The organism is Enterobacter cloacae complex sp. P38RS (assembly GCF_014930775.1).
Lineage (GTDB): Bacteria > Pseudomonadota > Gammaproteobacteria > Enterobacterales > Enterobacteriaceae > Enterobacter > Enterobacter bugandensis.
Window position 1 is genome coordinate 19,379 of the sequence record NZ_JADBRS010000003.1, and the last position, 17,832, is coordinate 37,210.

Annotated in this window: 10 protein-coding genes and 1 other RNA gene; 6 read left to right on the forward strand and 5 right to left on the reverse strand. The window is 57.6% G+C overall.

Going from position 1 to position 17,832, the window contains the following annotated elements; genetic code table 11:
• The first annotated feature begins 41 nt into the window (after positions 1-41).
• Complete coding sequence (bamE, locus tag IM303_RS05940; RefSeq protein ID WP_028014132.1) at positions 42-380, forward strand: outer membrane protein assembly factor BamE; 339 nt, start codon at positions 42-44, stop codon at positions 378-380.
• A gap of 102 nt (positions 381-482) precedes the next feature.
• Here the strand turns inward: bamE and IM303_RS05945 are convergent, their stop codons facing one another.
• Together IM303_RS05945 and IM303_RS05950 are read right to left on the reverse strand one after the other, a co-directional pair.
• Entirely contained in the window at positions 483-770 is a 288-nt protein-coding gene (locus IM303_RS05945) for an RnfH family protein (RefSeq protein WP_048998847.1), read from the reverse strand.
• Positions 760-1,197 (reverse strand): type II toxin-antitoxin system RatA family toxin, encoded by a 438-nt coding sequence (locus IM303_RS05950; protein WP_014832955.1) that lies wholly within the window; start codon positions 1,195-1,197, stop codon positions 760-762. The genes IM303_RS05945 and IM303_RS05950 overlap by 11 nt, the downstream gene beginning before the upstream one ends.
• Before the next feature lie 156 nt (positions 1,198-1,353).
• Here IM303_RS05950 and smpB point away from each other — a divergent pair, with 156 nt between their 5' ends.
• Both smpB and ssrA read left to right on the forward strand, forming a co-directional pair.
• A complete protein-coding gene (smpB, locus tag IM303_RS05955) occupies positions 1,354-1,836 on the forward strand; it encodes an SsrA-binding protein SmpB (protein WP_024908331.1) in 483 nt (160 codons plus the stop codon).
• Between the two features lie 89 nt (positions 1,837-1,925).
• Positions 1,926-2,289: a transfer-messenger RNA gene (gene ssrA, locus IM303_RS05960) on the forward strand.
• A gap of 141 nt (positions 2,290-2,430) precedes the next feature.
• Here the strand turns inward: ssrA and IM303_RS05965 are convergent.
• The 3 genes from IM303_RS05965 to IM303_RS05975 all read right to left on the reverse strand — a co-directional run bounded on the left by IM303_RS05965 (position 2,431) and on the right by IM303_RS05975 (position 5,123).
• The gene (locus IM303_RS05965; protein WP_045631577.1) at positions 2,431-3,477 is read right to left on the reverse strand and encodes a bifunctional transcriptional activator/DNA repair enzyme AdaA; all 1,047 of its coding nucleotides are present in this window, start codon (positions 3,475-3,477) and stop codon (positions 2,431-2,433) included.
• A complete protein-coding gene (locus IM303_RS05970) occupies positions 3,461-4,237 on the reverse strand; it encodes an isocitrate lyase/phosphoenolpyruvate mutase family protein (RefSeq protein WP_193359712.1) in 777 nt (258 codons plus the stop codon). The genes IM303_RS05965 and IM303_RS05970 overlap by 17 nt, the downstream gene beginning before the upstream one ends.
• 163 nt (positions 4,238-4,400) lie before the next feature.
• Positions 4,401-5,123 carry an SDR family oxidoreductase gene (locus IM303_RS05975; protein ID WP_193359713.1) on the reverse strand — a complete coding sequence of 241 codons (723 nt, stop codon included), beginning with the start codon at positions 5,121-5,123 and terminating at the stop codon, positions 4,401-4,403.
• Between the two features lie 98 nt (positions 5,124-5,221).
• On the opposite strand from IM303_RS05975, the gene IM303_RS05980 reads away from it, so the two are divergent.
• The 3 genes from IM303_RS05980 to IM303_RS05990 all read left to right on the forward strand — a co-directional run bounded on the left by IM303_RS05980 (position 5,222) and on the right by IM303_RS05990 (position 17,825).
• Complete coding sequence (locus IM303_RS05980; protein WP_048998575.1) at positions 5,222-6,139, forward strand: LysR family transcriptional regulator; 918 nt, start codon at positions 5,222-5,224, stop codon at positions 6,137-6,139.
• 401 nt (positions 6,140-6,540) lie between these two features.
• A complete protein-coding gene (locus tag IM303_RS05985) occupies positions 6,541-6,897 on the forward strand; it encodes a hypothetical protein (protein ID WP_028014145.1) in 357 nt (118 codons plus the stop codon).
• Positions 6,898-7,718: 821 nt separating this feature from the next.
• Positions 7,719-17,825, forward strand: coding sequence for a BapA/Bap/LapF family large adhesin (locus IM303_RS05990; RefSeq protein WP_048998573.1), 10,107 nt, complete (start codon positions 7,719-7,721; stop codon positions 17,823-17,825).
• Positions 17,826-17,832: the final 7 nt, after the last annotated feature.

The window sequence follows — 17,832 nt, forward strand, 5'->3', positions numbered from 1 at the left end:
GAGCCGCGTTCTGCTCGGGCCCGAAAAGGAATCAAATCACTATGCGTTGTAAAATGCTGACCGCTGCCGCAGCGGTTCTTCTGATGTTGACCGCAGGCTGTTCCACTCTGGAGAAAGTGGTTTACCGTCCTGACATCAACCAGGGGAACTACCTTACCCCTAACGATGTGTCCAAAATCCGCGTGGGGATGACACAACAGCAGGTCGCTTATGCACTGGGAACCCCGATGATGACCGATCCGTTCGGCACTAACACCTGGTTCTATGTATTCCGTCAGCAGCCAGGCCACGAAAGCGTGACCCAGCAGACCCTGACGTTGACCTTCAGCAGCGCCGGTGTGTTGACCAACATCGATAACAAACCTGCCCTGACAAAATAATCAGAAACCAGAAATGCAAAAAGGTGCTCAACGAGCACCTTTTTTGTTTTTCTTTATCCCTTCCCCCCTTTGGGAAGAGGAACAGGGTGAGGGGAAGAAGCGCTACTTACCCGCCTTCTCCGCGCGCTGGCGACGCAGCTCTTTCGGATCGGCAATCAGCGGACGATAAATCTCGACCCGGTCGCCCTCCCTCAGCACATCGCCCAGCTTCACCGGACGGCTGTAAATCCCGACCTTGTTCTTCGCCAGGTCGATATCTCTGCGAAGCTCAAGGATGCCGGACGCGCGGATAGCCGCCTCAACGGTCGCCCCCTCTTCCAGCGTCACGCGCTGCAGATACTGCTTCTCCGGCAGCGCGTAGACCACCTCTACAGCAATCTTATGCGACACTGTAAACCTCTTTGGCGCGGGTGGTAAACGCCTGAACCATATTTGACGCCAGCTCTTTAAAGATGCGGCCAAACGCCAGCTCAATCAGCTTATTAGTAAACTCAAAGTCCAGATGGAACTCAATGCGGCAGGCGTCAGCGCTCAGCGGCGTAAACTTCCAGCCCCCCATCAGGGTTTTAAACGGACCATCCACCAGATGCATCAAAATACTCTGATTGCTCGTCAGCGTATTACGGGTGGTGAACGTCTTGCTGATCCCCGCTTTGGAGACATCCACCGCCGCGGTCATCTGGGTTGGGCCGGACTCCAGTACGCGGCTTCCGGTGCATCCCGGAATGAACTCTGGATAAGACTGAACATCGTTCACTAACTGATACATTTGTTCCGCGCTGTAAGGTACAAGCGCAGTACGGCTAATCTGAGGCATAGCATTTCCCATGGTCACACAACGGACAAATAATAACATTTATCACCTGTTAAAAAAACGCTAAGCCTCATCTCGTGCTAAGATAGCGCGTTAGACCTCACAGGACGCAATGAGGTGACTTTTTGAAATCAGATTACCGACGGCTTTACGACACTTATGACGAAGAAAAAAGCACATAAACCAGGCTCGGCGACCATTGCGCTCAACAAGCGTGCTCGCCACGAGTATTTCATTGAAGAAGAATTCGAAGCTGGCCTTGCGTTGCAGGGCTGGGAAGTAAAATCGCTGCGCGCCGGGAAAGCCAACATCGGCGATAGCTACGTGATCCTGAAAGATGGCGAAGCCTTCCTGTTCGGCGCGAACTTTACGCCGCTGACCGTCGCCTCTTCACACTATGTGTGTGACCCAACGCGCACGCGTAAATTGCTGCTGAACAAGCGTGAGCTGGAATCCCTCTACGGACGCATCAACCGCGAAGGTTTCACCGTGGTCGCCCTGTCACTGTACTGGAAAAATGCCTGGTGCAAAGTGAAAATTGGCGTCGCGAAAGGTAAAAAACAGCACGACAAACGTACTGACCTGAAAGAACGCGAGTGGCAGTTGGATAAAGCGCGCATCATGAAAAACGCAGGACGTTGATTCTGCACACTTATTGTACTATTCAATAAGTTAGCGTTCCGGGCTGGTATCCAGGAAGTGAAATCTGGTATACTTAGTTCAACACTATTGGGGCTGATTCTGGATTCGACGGGATTTGCGAAACCCAAGGTGCATGCCGAGGGGCGGTTTGCCTCGTTAAAAGCCGCAAAAAAATAGTCGCAAACGACGAAAACTACGCTTTAGCAGCTTAATAACCTGCTCTGAGCCCTCTCTCCCTAGCTTCCGCTCTTAAGACGGGGATCAAAGAGAGGTCAAACCCAAAAGAGATCGCGTGGAAGCCCTGCCTGGGGTTGAAGCGTTAAAACTAATCAGGCTAGTTCGTTAGTGGCGTGTCTGTCCGCAGCTGGCGTGCGAATGTAAAGACAAACTAAGCATGTAGTACCGAGGATGTAGAAATTTCGGACGCGGGTTCAACTCCCGCCAGCTCCACCAAAATTCTCCATCGGTGATTACCAGAGTCATCCGATGAAGTCCTAAGAGCCCGCACGGCGCAAGCCCTGCGGGCTTTTTTGTGTCTGCATTTTATCCCGCGAAGTGCGTAAAATATTCCGGCAACAATGGAACATTACGCCATCAAACATTGTTTCGCTCATGCTCAATGAGCCATTCTTTGCGCGAAATACCACCGCCGTAACCCGTCATCTTTCCATCTTTGCCAATTATTCTGTGACAAGGGATCACAATCGCAATCCGGTTTGCACCATTAGCTGCAGCGACGGCGCGCACAGCATTGGGCTTATTCATCCCTAGCGAAATGGCCTGATAGTGCGAGGTCTGTCCATAAGGAACTGCACGCAACTCATGCCAGACGGATTGCTGAAAATCGCTGCCCGGGGCATCCACAGAGAGCTCAAACTGTCGTCGAGTTCCGGCAAAATACTCGCTGATTTCTTTTACTGTCTGCCGGGTATGGCTGTTTTCTCCGGTGACAATTCTGGCGTTAAATAAACGCTGGATATCGCGGAATTCCGTTTCTAACATCCGGCGATCGGTAAACTCCAGCAGACACACTCCCCGCTCAGTCGCGCAGACAAACATAGGCCCAAGCGTAGTGGTAAACCGATGAATGACAATCACCTCGGTTGCCTGAGTCGGCGCTGCGCCAGTAAGCCGCTTGTAGATGTAACCAAACCCGCTCAGGGATTCATAGCCATTGTCCAGCGCAACGTCAGTAGCCGCTCGTCCGCTTTTAAGCTCCTGCAAGGCAACGTTCACCCGCTGCATTCGCTGGAAAGCCTGGAAAGTGATGCCGTGATGTTGCAGGAACCAGCGTCTTACCCGCTCCGGACTGATTCCGTGCTGGCGAAGCTGCGCGTCAGCCACACGGGATTTAATATCGCGCCTGACAAGCGCAAGCGCCTGTTCAACAAATAATGGCGCGCTGTGCGCATTTTCAGCGGGTCTGCAGACCTTACAGGGACGGAAGCCGTCCGCCAGGGCAGATTTGGCATCTTTATAAAATTCAACATTTTCGCGCCTGGGCTTTCGCGCCCGGCATACCGAAATGCAGAATACGCCAGTAGTTTTGACGCCAACAAAAAATACGCCGGTATATTCTGAATCTCGTTCGAGTAATGCCTGATACCAGATATCACACAAATTCTTATCGGTTATTTTCATCGCTAAAAAGTCCTGCAAACGTCTGACGAGCTCGAATCGCATGCATTACATCACTCAGCGTTGACTGCATGGCTGAATGAACAAAATTGCCCATTGAAATGCGGTTTACCCCGGCCAGCTTCAGCCTGTCGAACGACGGAAGATCGGGCATACACATGACGTTCAGAGGCAGACCCGTTGCCTCTGCAATGAGGCTGATGTCTTTCTCTGACGTCAGACAGGGAACAAAAAGGCCATCAGCACCTGCAGCTTTATAGCTCTGACCCCGTAATATCGTCTCCTGCAATGCGTCTTCATGCCCGAGCAGGTAAGTGTCAGTCCGAATGTTCAGAAACAGGCTACAGTTTTCGCTTCTCAGCGCATTGCATACTGTTCTCAGATTACGGGAAAAATCAGAGATATCGTCAAGCTGACGCTTACCATTAATGACTCTGCTGTCTTCAAGGTTAACGCCTGCTACGCCTGTCTGAGCAAGGCGCCTGAGATTAGCGACTATCTCTTTGGCTGAATCACCATATCCTGCTTCCATGTCAACGCTCAATGGCAGGCTGCTGACAGCCCGGATACGGGTGACCACATAAAATAACGCATCAAACGGCATTCCCTGCCCGTCTTCATATCCCAGCATGGACGCTATTGCTGCACTGGACGTTCCCAGTGCCTGATAGCCTGCTTCTTGCGCTGCGACAGCACTGGCGGCGTCCCAAACGTTAGCGATAAGCAGGGGCTGCTCCTGGTTGTGGAGTTCTGCAAAATTCATATTCATTTCCTCTCAATAGATTGAAAATGAATCTAAGCATTCAGTATGAACGTCACAACCGAAATTCAGACGACCATTTTTTAGCAAGCGTAGTCTGGATTCGCAGACCAGTCAGATCTGTTGTAAACCAGCTGCGCTAACCTGCATTTTTTCATCCGCAACGTTAGTTCGCAGATGCCGTCGGTCTGATCGTAATTTCTGTTGTATCGACACTCTCAGGCGCCTCGATGATGTGGCGCACAGCGCGGGCGATATCAGCAGGTTTGAGGGCAATAGCACGGTACGCGTCCATCGCCGCCATGGTTTCCGGGTGCGTAATGGTCGAGGCCAGTTCGCTTTCCACTACCCCAGGGTTAACGCAGGTCACGCGGATGTTCGAACTTTCCTGACGTAAACCATCCGAAATCGCCCGTACGGCGAATTTGGTGGCACAGTAGACGGCAGCCGTGGGCACCACGGACAAGGCACCAATCGAGCCGATATTAATGATTTGTCCCGACCCCTGGGCTTCCATAATCGGCAGAACGGCGCCTATCCCCCACAGCACGCCCTTGACATTCACGTCAATGGTGCGCTCCCACTCATCCTGCTTGCCTGCCGAAAGCGGAGAAAGAGGCATGATGCCCGCGTTGTTAATCAGCACGTCAATGCGGCCCCACTTTTCACGCGCTGCCTGTACGAATTCAGCCATCGACTGGCGGCTGGTAACGTCTAAGACTGCGGCCTCTGCTTCCCCCCCTGCACTGCGGATTTCAGCAGCCAGGGCGTTGATGCGATCCAGCCTGCGAGCGCCCAGGAAAACGTTCGCGCCTGCCTTGCCTAACTCTCTGGCAATACCTTCTCCGATACCGCTTGATGCACCGGTAATTAAGATAACTTTGTTCATGTTTTGCTCCTTACGTTGAGTTCAACGTGATAATAGATACTCACCATTGTTTCTTGTATCCTGCATTTACTGGACTCACTGGTTAGCAATTTTAAACAATGAAAATCGATCTCAATCTGTTACCCGTTTTTCTGGCGGTCGCCGAGGAGCGCAGCTTTAGCGCTGCCGCCGCGCGGCTGGGCATAACCCGCTCCGCTGTCAGCCAGGGGATTAGGCGGCTTGAAGATGGTTTTCAAACCCTGCTGGTGATGCGCACCACGCGCTCGGTAAGCCTCACTGAAGCAGGTGAACGGCTGCGTAAATCGTTGCAGGCCCCTATCGCCAATATTGAAGCGGCATTTGAAGACGTCGCGTCGGACAGCACACCGCGCGGCCAGCTCAGAATCGCGGTCACCTCAATCGCGGAAGCGTTTCTCTCTGGCCCGCTGCTCGCTTCGTTTGCGGCTGCGCATCCTGCGGTATCGCTTGATATCTTCGTGTCGGACGAGGAGTTCGATATCGTGGCGGCGGGCTATGACGCCGGGGTAAGGCTGGGTGAAGTTATTGAAAAAGACATGATCGCCGTTCCCCTTACGGGTCAGCAGCGTGAGAGGGTGGTGGCTTCACCGTCCTATCTGGCGACTCACGGCGTACCTGAGCACCCCCGCGAGCTGGTGGCTCACCGGTGTATCGGCTGGCGCCCAGCCCCGGACGTTGCCCCCTATCGCTGGGAATTTGAGGAGGCGGGCGTTCCTTTCGATGTGGCGATTGAACCGCAGATCACCACAAACGATCTGCGCCTTATGCTCAGCCTGGCACTGGCCGGCGGCGGCATAACCTTAGCCACGGAGGATACATTCACTCCGTATATTGAAACGGGGCAGCTTGTTGCCCTGCTGGATACGTTTCTTCCGTCTTTTCCAGGCTTTTATCTCTATTTTCCCCAGCGTCATAATATGGCGCCCAAGCTAAGAGCCCTGATCGAGCACGTCCGCCAGTGGCGACAGCCAGCAGCAACGCAAAGCGTTCAACGCTAACAAGGCCAGAAACTTTCATGCAGATTTTCCTTACCCTGCCGCTGCCCTTTGATAAACATCAACGACACCGCCCTCCTCCCATGGAAAAGTAAAAACGGACACAATTCACTCAGGGGATATGTCGTGCCGGGGATGGCTTAACGATGTATCCCGTACGCTGGACAAGACATCACACAAGGATGGAGCCTTAAAATGTACAGACCCATGGTCGTTATTTTCTTTATTCTGCTGACCCTTGCAGCCCTCATAGAAATAGGTTTTTTATCCTTCGGGTGATCCTCAAGCAAGGAGGCGCTTACCTGGGTACTTTGATCTCATTACAGTTTTTTCCTAAAGCCACCCCGCTTCGTCTGTGCCATGCTGAATCACGCTCATAACCGATAACGTTAAATGAGGATATTATGAAAAAAACAATTATCGCATTATCTGCCGTTCTGCTGGCTTCCCCAGTATTTGCTGCGACCACACATGCAACTGACGATACCGTCGCTGCGGCGAACGCAAACGCCAACGAAGCGAAGCAAAAACTGCACGAAGAGCAGAACAAAGGCGAAGAGCTGAAGCTGAAACAGCAGCATGCTGCGGAAGGTAAAAGCGAAAGCTTTGGCAGCAAAGTCAGCGAAGATTCCCAGAAAGCCTGGCATAAAACCAAAGAAGGCACCGAGAAGGGGTGGGATGCCACTAAAGAAGGCGCAGAGAAAGGCTGGAACAAAACCAAAGAAGGTGCCAGCGAGCTGGAAAAGAAAGTCACTGAATAACCGACATACTCACCTCAGGGCCGCGTTAGCGGCCTTTTTTATTGCTTCGAATATAAGCGATACGTCGTGTATATCTGCCCCTTTTTGTTCGCCGCCTTATGACGACAGATAGGATTGATGCAAATGTCCGGATGCCCATCCCTGCGGTCATTTTTTTTCGCCCTCAGTATCAGGTTAATGAATGACCGTATTGAAAATACAGCAGGTTATTATATTTCCTGCTCGCAGTAGCATAATTCCAACACCACATAAGAATATATTTTAAATCTCTATTAATATAATATATCCTACATCAAGAATGTTATCCTAACTTAAACCATGATTAAGCAGCTTTAAATAATAACATTTTTAATTGCATTCAAAAACGACACTGCCAATTATTAAACTACATCTAAAACATAAATAAAAAAGTATACTACAATCAGAAAATATCCAACAAAAACAATCTATTAATAAAACAAATACATAAACCTCATCAATAAATTAATGGCCTCTTTACGACCTACCTCTTTATTTACGAAAGCTTAATTTGCACATTCACCGTTTTCTGGCTATATCATTTTTATATTCTCAAAACCAAATCCTCTATTAATTACAGGGTTTTATAAGGCACAAAATACGCATAACAAACATTCTGTCTCGTAAGTAATTACATTCGCTCTGATGTTGCCACTCTGAATCCTGGCGGGCATCGTTCGCTCTAAAAAAGACGGTGAGTGCTGTTTAAAAAACAGTAACTCCGCCGGGGGCGCCCTTTACCTTCTCCAGAGATGGCTCGTCTTGCTCGTCGTTCACGATAACTCTGCTGGAGTAATACCTAAATGAGCCAAATCTCTGTTATATCAAAACTCACTGGCGTGGAAACGACTACGGAAGGCACACAGGTTACGCTGAGCCATTCCTCTATCGTTGAGCTTCATGTAGAGCGAGCCGATGTCTCCCACTTCGCGCGAAGTGGTAACGATCTGGTGGTGACACTGCACTCAGGGGAAGTGATCACCCTTAAAAATTTCTATGTCACCGACGCGCAGGGCGTGAGCCAGCTGGTGCTCCAGGAGAGTGACGGTGCGTTATGGTGGATTGAAGATCCCACCGGAGCCGCCACGTACGAATCCATCGCGTCCACGGACGCCTTGCTGGCCGCATCCGGGAGTGATGCAGGTGGTGCCGCCATCTGGCCGTGGGCGCTGGGCGGCATTGTCGCGGCTGGCGCCATCGCGGCGGTGGCAAGCTCCAGCGGCGGGGGCGGCGGGGATGACGATGATGGGAATAACAACAATCCTAACCCTAACCCCAGTACGCCAGTCGATCCCACCAACCCGGATACAACACCGCCGAATGCACCCTCCGGCCTTCAGTTCTCGTCGGACGGTAAAAGCGTCACCGGTACCGCCGAGCCCGGCAGTACCATCACGCTGAAAGACGCGAACGGCAACGTCCTTGGCACCGGAAAAACAGGCAGTGACGGCAACTTTACCGTGTCTCTCGGCACTCCGCTGACCAACGGCGAACAGGTGACCGCCACCGCGACGGATGCGGCCGGGAATACCAGCCAGGGCACAACGATTACGGCGCCGGATCTCACCGCACCCGATGCCCCAACGATCGGCAGCGTGACGGACGATATTGATCCTCAAACGGGGTCGGTCACAAACGGCGGCAGCACCAACGATCCACGCCCGCAGCTCAGCGGCACCGCGGAGGCGGGCTCCACCGTAACCATCTATGATGGCGGAGTCGCCATTGGCACGGCGCTCGTCGCCAGCAACGGCACCTGGACATTTACCCCGTCAACCGATCTGACTGAAAGCACCCACCAGATTACCGTGCGGGCAACCGATGCCGCCGGCAACCTCGGACCGGCCTCACCGGTATTTACCCTCACCGTGGATCTTACTCCGCCGACCGCGCCAACCGCGATTGTGCTGACCGACGACACGGGTGCGATCAGAGGGACCATAACCGCAGGCACGCCTACCGATGCGTCAAAGCCGATCCTGGCGGGAACGGGCGAGCCCGGTGGCACAATCACTATCTACGATAACGGCGTTGCGGTTGGAACCACAACGGTGCTGCCGAACGGCACCTGGAGCGTCACGCCAGACGGCCCGCTCGCGGACGGAACGCACACGATAACCGTCGTTGAAACCGATGCAGCCGGAAACCAGAGTGCGGCCTCAGAGCCAATCATCTTCACCGTGGACACCACGCCGCCGCTGGCCCCCGGCGACCTCGTCGTATCGAATGATGGCGGCACCATCACCGGCACCGCGGAGCCTGGCAGCACGGTAACCATCCGTGAAGGCGACGCTATCCTTGGCACCCCTGTGGCCGACAGCGAGGGCAACTTTAGCCTGACGCTGACCCCGCCTAAGCTCAACGGCGAAATCCTGACCGCAGACGCCACCGACGCTGCGGGCAACACGGGGCCAGCAACCTCCGCAGCAGCGCCGGATATCACCCCACCGCAGGCCCCGGTTATCGTGTCGGTGATTGACGACGTGCTGAACACAACCGGTCCCGTGGACCAGAATGGGCTGACCAACGACCGGGCGCCGACCCTGAACGGCACGGGCGAACCCGGTTCGACCATCACGATTTTCAACGGCAGCGATATCATCGGCACGGTGGTCGTCCCCTCATCCGGCCTGTGGAACTTTACGCCGCCCTCACCGCTGGCCGATGGCACATACGTGCTGACGGCAACGGCGACGGATGCCGCCGGTAACCCGAGCGGACAATCGAACGCGTGGACCATTATCGTCGACGGGACGGCACCGGCCGCCCCGGTGATTACGCAGGTCGTTGACGATGTGCCCGGACGCACCGGCTCGCTCGACCTCAATGAGACCACCAATGATTCAACTCCGACGCTCAGCGGTACCGCCGCGGCCAACGCCACGGTCACCATCCGCGTGGATGGGGTTGATATTGGAACCGCCGTCGCCGATGGCCTCGGCGCGTGGAGCTTTACTCCGGACACCCCGATCGCTGAGGGTCAACATACCCTGACCGCCGTCGCAACTGACGCGGCGGGCAACATTAGCGACGTTTCCAACAGCTGGGGCATCATCATTGACAGCGTTGCCCCGGATGCGCCGGTCATTACCCAGGTGGTGGATGACGTGCCAGAGCGCCTCGGCGCGCTCAACTCTGGCGACAGCACCAATGACACCACGCCGACGCTAAACGGCACCGCGGAGCCGGGCTCAACCGTCACCATCCGCCAGGACGGCGTCGATCTCACGACAATTGTGATCGACAGCAGCGGCACGTGGACCTATACCCCAACCACACCGCTTGTTAACGGCACCTATACCTTTACCGCCGTCACCACCGATGGAGCGGGTAATACCAGCCAGCCGTCAGGCGGCTTTACCCTGACCGTCGATACCACGCCGCCAGCGGCGGCCACCATCGCCACCGTAACCGATGACGTCGGCGGCGTTAACGGGCCGCTTACCAGCGGCGACACCACCGACGACACCACGCCTACCCTGAGCGGCACCGCGCCGGCAGATGCGGTGATTACCGTCTATGACGGCACCACCCTGCTCGGCACCGCGACCCTCGACGGCAGCGGCGGCTGGAGCTTTACCCCCGTTATCCCGCTCACCGACGGCCCGCATACGCTGACGGTGCATGCCACGGATGCCGCGGGCAATACCACCATCTCAACGCCGTTTGAACTGACGGTAGATACCGTTCCGCCAGCCACGCCGGAGATCCCGGCAATCACCGTCAATCCTGACGGCACAGAAACGCCGCTGAACCCGGGAGAAACCACCCGCGACACCACGCCGACCCTGAGCGGCACCGGCAATCCGGGCGATACCGTGACCATCTACAACGGTGGGGTCAAGCTTGATGATGTGCTCGTGGACGGCACCGGCAACTGGACCTGGACGCCAGCTACCCCGCTGCCTAACGGCACCTATGACATTACCCTGACCGTCACCAATATGGACGGCACGGGCAACGAAAGCGCCCCGTCGCAGCCGGTCACCATCACCATTGATACCGATGCGCCAACAGCACCAGCAGCACCGGTGATTACCGACAGCGTCAGCCAGATAACCGGCCCCGTTCCCGATGGCGGAACCACCAACGATCCGCGCCCGGTCCTGAGCGGCACCGGTACGGCGAATGACGTTATCAACATCACTGATACCGTTAACGGCACACCGACCATCGTGGGCACCGTGACGGTAGACAGCAACGGCAACTGGAGCTGGCGTCCTGACAGTAATATTGGGGAAGGCAGCCACGTCTATACCGCCACCGCCACCGATGAGGCGGGCAACGTCTCTGACCCGTCGCCAGCGATTACGATTACCGTGGATACCGTAGCACCGGATGTTCCGGTATTTGACGCCGTCGGGGGCCAGCCGAATGGGGGCTTAATCACCGATGCGACGCCAACCGTCGGAGGTACCGGCACGACTGGCGACACGGTCATCGTTTACAACAACGGCGTTGAGGTAGGACGTGTCGATGTCGTTAACGGAGAATGGAGCTTTGTCCTGCCACCACAGCAGGACGGCCTGCTGAACATCACCGTTGCGGGAGTCGATGCCGCAGGTAACGTCAGCGCGCCGAGCCCGGTCGTTTCCGTCACGCTCGATACCCTTGCGCCTGAAGTCCCGGCCATTACCGAGGTTGAGGGCAGCCAGCTGTCTAATAACCTGCTTTATACGAATGACGGCACGCCGACCCTGACCGGGACCGGCGAGCCCGGCGCCACCGTTATCGTCTCCATCGACGGTACCCCGTCAGGAGCACCGGTAACGATACAGTCGGACGGCAGCTGGAGCTGGACCGCAGGCACAACGCTACCGGATGGCCAGTATGCCTTCACCGTCTCTTCCAGCGATCCGGCGGGCAATATTTCAGGGAGTTCCGCACCGGTGAGCGTGACGGTAGATACCGTTGCCCCGGCAGATCCGGGCAACATGAGCCTGCCAGATGAAGGAACACCGCTGACCGGTACCGGTGAAGCGGGCAGCATCATTACCGTGACAAACGGTACTACGGTCATTGGTACCGGCGTTGTCGGCAGCGACGGCAGCTTCTCCATTGCGCTGAGCCCGGCGCAGCTGGATCCAACCACGCTGACCGTGACCGCCACGGACGCAGCAGGAAATGCCAGCGCTGACGTGCCTTTTATCGTTACCGACTCGCCGCTTGAGCTGCCCCAGGTACCCGTCATTACGGCCATCGTCGATGACGTGGACCCGGTCACCGGCGATGTGAAAGGCAAAACCACCAACGACACCACGCCAACGCTTACCGGTACGGCCGAAGCGGGCAGCGTGATTACTATCTATCAGGACGGTAGCACGACGCCATTGACAACGGTGACCGCCGACGGCAGCGGCAACTGGAGCTATACGCCGGCCGCGCTTGGCGAGGGGCTGCACACCTTTGAGGTGACCGCGACCCTCAACGGTGCCACCAGCGGCCGCTCTCCGGCGGCCAGCGTAACCGTCGATCTGACCGCGCCGGGCACGCCAACTATTGGCTCGGTCATTGATGACGTGGGTCCTGTCACCGGTCCGCTGACCAGCGGCCAGACCACCAACGACAGCCAGCCGACCCTCACCGGCACCGGCGCGGTGGGTGATACCATCTCCATCTACAACAACGGCGTGCTGCTGGACAGCGTGGTGGTTGGTAATACCGGCACCTGGAGCTACACCACGCCCACCCTGCCAGAAGGCAGTAACGTTCTGACCATCCGCGAGACCGATCCGGCGGGAAATCAGAGCGGTCCTTCGGCGGACTTCACCATCGTGGTGGATTCCATTTCCACCACGCCGGTCATCACCAGCGTAACGGATAATGTGGGCAATACCGCCACCCCGGTAGCCAGCGGCAGCGAAACGAACGACGCCACGCCAACCCTTTCGGGGACAGCGGACGCAAACAGCATCGTGACCATTTTCGATGGCGCTACCCAGATTGCCGTGGTTACGGCTGATGGCACCGGCGCGTGGAGCTTTACGCCAGAGACCGCGCTTGTCGAAGGGCCACACGCGTTCACGGTTCAGGCAACCGATCCGCAGGGTAACCTGAGCCTGCTCTCCGACCCGTGGAGCGTGGTGGTTGACCTCACGGCGCCGACGGTTCCAACGCTGGATACGGTAAGTGATAACGTCCCTGGCGGCGTCACAGGCAATCTCATCAGCGGGCAGGCGACCAACGACAACACCCCAACGATTAGCGGCACCGGACAGGCAGGCAGCACCATCTACATCATGAATAACGGTACGCAGTTGGGTACGACGACCGTCGACGTAAACGGTAACTGGTCCTTCACCCCGACCACGCCGCTGGACGACGGCAGCTATTCCCTGCGCGCGTACGCAACGGATGCCGCGGGCAACGCCTCGGCGAACTCGTCGGTCTTCGCCTTCACCGTCGATACCGCAGGCCCCGGCGTGCCGGTGGTGACCAGCGTGATTGACGATGTCGCACCGACCACGGGGACGCTCACGTCGGGTAACAGCACTAACGACGCGCGTCCGACCTTCAACGGTACGGGCGACGTGGGTTCTACGGTGCACGTGATTGTTGATGGCAACGAAATTGGCACCGCCGTGGTCAATGCCCAGGGCAGCTGGACCTTCACGCCGGGTACCGATCTGATCGACGGACCGCATGCCATTACTTTCAACGCCACCGACGCGGCGGGCAACGTGGGTACTGCAACGGCACCGTTTAACCTGACGGTGGATACGGGTGTGCCGTCTGCGCCGGTCATTTCAGCCGCGGCAGATAACGTGGGCAGTATTCAAACCCCGCTCACTTCCGGGCAAAGCACCGACGACACCACGCCAACGCTGAGCGGCACCGCGACGGCCAACGCCACGGTCACCATCTATGAAAACGGGCAGCCTGTCGGCACCGCGCTGGCAGACGGTACCGGTGCATGGAGCTTTACGCCGTCCACGCCGCTGGCGGCTGGCAGCCACACCTGGACCGCCACGGTCACCGATGCCGCAGGGAACATCAGCCCCGCCTCGCCAGGCTTTACGCTGGTTGTCGATAGCACGGCACCCACCGCGCCGGTTATCAGCCAGGCGATTGACGATGTGGGGAGCATTACCGGGCCAATCACGTCCGGGCAGACGACCGACGACACCGTACCGCGGCTGGTCGGCACCAGCGAACCGTTTGCCACCGTGAATATCTATGAGGGAACCACGCTGGTCGGGACGGGCACCGCAGACGGCAGCGGCAGCTGGAGTATCTTACTCAATACCACGCTGACAGAGGGAGCGCACAGCTTCACCGCGCAGGCTACGGATGCCGCAGGCAACACCAGCGCGTCGTCCGCAAGCTTCAGTCTGACGATTGACACCACGCCGCCAGCGCTGCCGGTGCTCACCAGCATTCTGGATGACGTCGGCAATGCGGCAACGCCAGTCGCGAACGGAGGAATAACCAACGACGCGCAGCCAACCCTCAGCGGTACGGCGGAAGCGGGTTCTACGGTGAAAATCTTCGATAACGGCGTGCAGATCGGCAGCGTGATCGCCACCGGCGGGGCGTGGAGCTATACGCCTTCTCCGGCGCTGGGCAACGGCCCGCACACGTTGACCTTTACCGCCACCGATGCGACGGGCAATGCCAGCGCGCCAACCGCCGGGTACACGATTAACGTCGATACCCTTGCTCCGGCAGCGCCGGTCATCAGCTCGGTAATTGATGATGTCGGTAGCGTCATCGGTCCGGTAACCGGCACCACCCCGACCAACGACACGCGTCCGGCCCTGAGCGGGACCGCCGAAGCGAATGCAACGGTACGGATCTACGATGGCATCACGCTGGTGGGCACCGTCACCGCCGACGGCAATGGCAACTGGACGCTGCCGGAAACCACCACGCTGACGCAGGGCACCCACAACTTCACCGCCACGGCCACCGATGCCGCAGGCAACACCAGCCCGGCATCGGCCGTGACGACGATTATCGTCGATCTGACCGCGCCAACGGCACCAACCGGAACCTTCAACGCCGACGGTAGCGTATTAACCGGCAATGCTGAAGCAGGCAGTACCGTCACCATCCGTCTCGCGGACGGCTCAACGGTCACGACCACAGCGGGCAGCAACGGCACGTACAGCTACACCTTCGTTAACAAACAGACTGAAGGCCAGACGCTGCAAATCACCGCCACCGACGCGGCGGGCAATATCTCACAGCCCGGCTCGGCGCTCGCGCCGGTGGTGCCGCTCTCCGCCAGCAATAATGTCGAAGAGCTGGATCTCAGCACCACGGCCACCGTCACCAACAGCCAGTACAGCGACTACGGCTTCCTGCTGGTCGGCGCCGTGGGCAACGTCCTGACGCTGCTCGGTAATGACACCGCTCAGGTCAACTTCACCGTGGGCAGCGGCGGCAGCGCGGATATCGTCGTGAACGCCAACGCCACGGGGGCCGTGCTCTCTCTGCTCAACACCCTTGAGCTGGTGGTTCAGCGCTTTGACACCGTTAACAACACCTGGACTACCGTAGTCGATACCGGACAGCCGCAGTTTGCTGACCTGCTGACCCTCGGCGCAACCGGCGTATCGCTGAACCTGACCGGGCTGGCAGACGGCAACTACCGCGTGCTGAGCTATAACACCAACCTGCTGGCAACCGGCTCCTACACCAGCCTCGACGTGGCGGTGAAAGAGACCGGGCCGGGCACCGTTACGGGCGACACCAGCCTCGGCGGTAACGTGATCACCGACGTTGACCCAACCGCAGGCAGCGACAACGCTCCGGCAGGGGCAACGGTCACGGCCGTCACTAACGCCCAGGGTGTCACCACCAGCGTCACTGCCGACGGCACGGTGATCCAGGGTCAGTACGGTACGCTGACCATTAACCGCGACGGCAGTTACACCTACGATCTGACCAACACCAGCGCATCGGTGATTGGCCGGACGGAGAGCTTCAGCTACACCATCACGCATAACGGCGTCAGCGCGTCGGCGAATCTAGTGCTGTCGCTGGGCACCGGTACCGCCACCAGCGGTATTGTCGCGGTTGACGATACGAACTCGCTGACCTTCGATACCACCGTCAACGCGATTGACAACGGTACGTCGTCCCAGGGCGGCTTTACCCTGGTGGGAATCAATCTCGGCAACACGCTGGGGCTGAACCTGCTGGACGATATGACCAATCCCATCATCTATAACGTGGAGGAAGGCACTACCCGCACCATGACCATCCAGGCCTCCGTAGGCGGCGTGGCGCTGGCGTCGGTGTTTGATCTGTACGTCTATAAGTTCAACAACGCGACCCAGACCTTCGAGCAGATGCGCGTTGAACCAGGCTGGCTGCGCGCGCCGCTGTTGGGCGGCACCTCGCCTCAGCTGACGCTGCAGCTGCCGGCCGGTGAGTACCTGTTCCTGCTGAATACGGCTGCGGGGATCACCGCCCTGACGGCCTACACGCTGGACGTGCTGCAGGATCATGTCTACAGCGTGGCGAGCGTCAGCGCGAGCACTACCGGGGACGTTCTGTCGGATGATATTGCGCCAGTCGGCACGCTGGTGACGGAAGTTAATGGCGTAGCGGTGAACAGCAGCGGTCTGACGAACATTACCGGTGAGTACGGTACGCTGAGCATCAACGCGGCCGGGGAGTACACCTACACCCTGAATAGCGGCGTCGGCGTTGACCACATCAGCACCCCGGATACCTTCGTCTACACCATTACCGCGCCGGACGGCACGAAAGACACGGCTTCGCTCAACATCACCCCAACCGCGCAGCCGATGAATGCGGTGAATGATGTCAGCACCGCGATGGACGTGACGTCGGTACACCACACCGCCGCGTACTCGGATACAACCGTCGGGTCGGCGAGCTGGAACGCCGCGCTGCTCGCTTCAACCCAGGGCTCCGGCTCCGGCACCTTCGTGGTGGATGCCAATACCGCGCTGCACAACGTGGTGCTATCGTTTAACGTCGCCTCGTTGCTGACGCTTACAGGGTTGACGGTTGACTGGACGCTGACCAACGGCGCCACCACCGTCAGAACCGGCTCGTTCAACGGCGGGCTGCTGCTGGGCGGCACGGCAACGGTCAACCTGACGGGTCTCGACCTGGAGGCGGGGACCTACACCCTGAGCTATACCGGCAGAATGGGGCCGCTGGGAGTAGGAAATATCACCATCACCCCAAGCGTCACCGGCACAAGCTACTCGCTGTCGCAGTTCGACGCCACGGGCACCCACACCGTTGACGGCAACATTTTCGACGGCACCGGTTCCGCAGGGACGATGGACCAGCTGCACTCGGTGGATACCCGCGTGAGCATTACCGGCTACGACGGCGTTACCACTACGCTGGATCCCTACACCGGCAGCACGCAGTCGAGCATCACGGGTCACTACGGCACGCTGGCGATTGCCGCAGACGGCAGTTACACCTATACGCTCAACCCGGGGATATCGCTCTCTACCATTACCACAAAGGAGGTCTTTAACTACACCCTGACCGATGCCAACGGCACCACGGACACCGCGTCGCTGACCATCAACATGGCGCCGAAATTTATCAGTTCGGAGCATAACGATGTGATTAGCGGTACGGCCTACGGCGACACGCTGATTTATCAGGTGCTGAACAGCACGGCGGGCAACGCGACGGGGGGCAACATCACCAGCGCCGGCGGCGACCACTGGACGAACTTCTCCCTGGCGCAGGGAGACAAGATCGACATTGGCGATCTGCTGGTGGGCTGGGACGGTAATACCGCCTCGCTGGGGAATTATATCAATGTCACGCAAAGCGGTAGCAACACTGTGATCTCCATCGACCGTGACGGCGCAGGGAGCACCTACACTAATACTGCACTCGTTACGCTTGATAACGTGCAGACCACGTACGACGAGCTTGTGAACCAGCAACACATCATTACCTGATAGCACC

What these genes read in the sequence shown, in the direction of transcription:
- bamE (WP_028014132.1), top strand. Translation starts at nt 42, where the DNA reads ATGCGTTGTAAAATGCTGACCGCTGCCGCAGCGGTTCTTCTGATGTTG.
- IM303_RS05950 (WP_014832955.1), bottom strand. Translation starts at nt 1,197, where the DNA reads ATGCCTCAGATTAGCCGTACTGCGCTTGTACCTTACAGCGCGGAACAA.
- smpB (WP_024908331.1), top strand. Translation starts at nt 1,354, where the DNA reads ATGACGAAGAAAAAAGCACATAAACCAGGCTCGGCGACCATTGCGCTC.
- IM303_RS05965 (WP_045631577.1), bottom strand. Translation starts at nt 3,477, where the DNA reads ATGAAAATAACCGATAAGAATTTGTGTGATATCTGGTATCAGGCATTA.
- IM303_RS05970 (WP_193359712.1), bottom strand. Translation starts at nt 4,237, where the DNA reads ATGAATTTTGCAGAACTCCACAACCAGGAGCAGCCCCTGCTTATCGCT.
- IM303_RS05975 (WP_193359713.1), bottom strand. Translation starts at nt 5,123, where the DNA reads ATGAACAAAGTTATCTTAATTACCGGTGCATCAAGCGGTATCGGAGAA.
- IM303_RS05980 (WP_048998575.1), top strand. Translation starts at nt 5,222, where the DNA reads ATGAAAATCGATCTCAATCTGTTACCCGTTTTTCTGGCGGTCGCCGAG.
- IM303_RS05985 (WP_028014145.1), top strand. Translation starts at nt 6,541, where the DNA reads ATGAAAAAAACAATTATCGCATTATCTGCCGTTCTGCTGGCTTCCCCA.
- IM303_RS05990 (WP_048998573.1), top strand. Translation starts at nt 7,719, where the DNA reads ATGAGCCAAATCTCTGTTATATCAAAACTCACTGGCGTGGAAACGACT.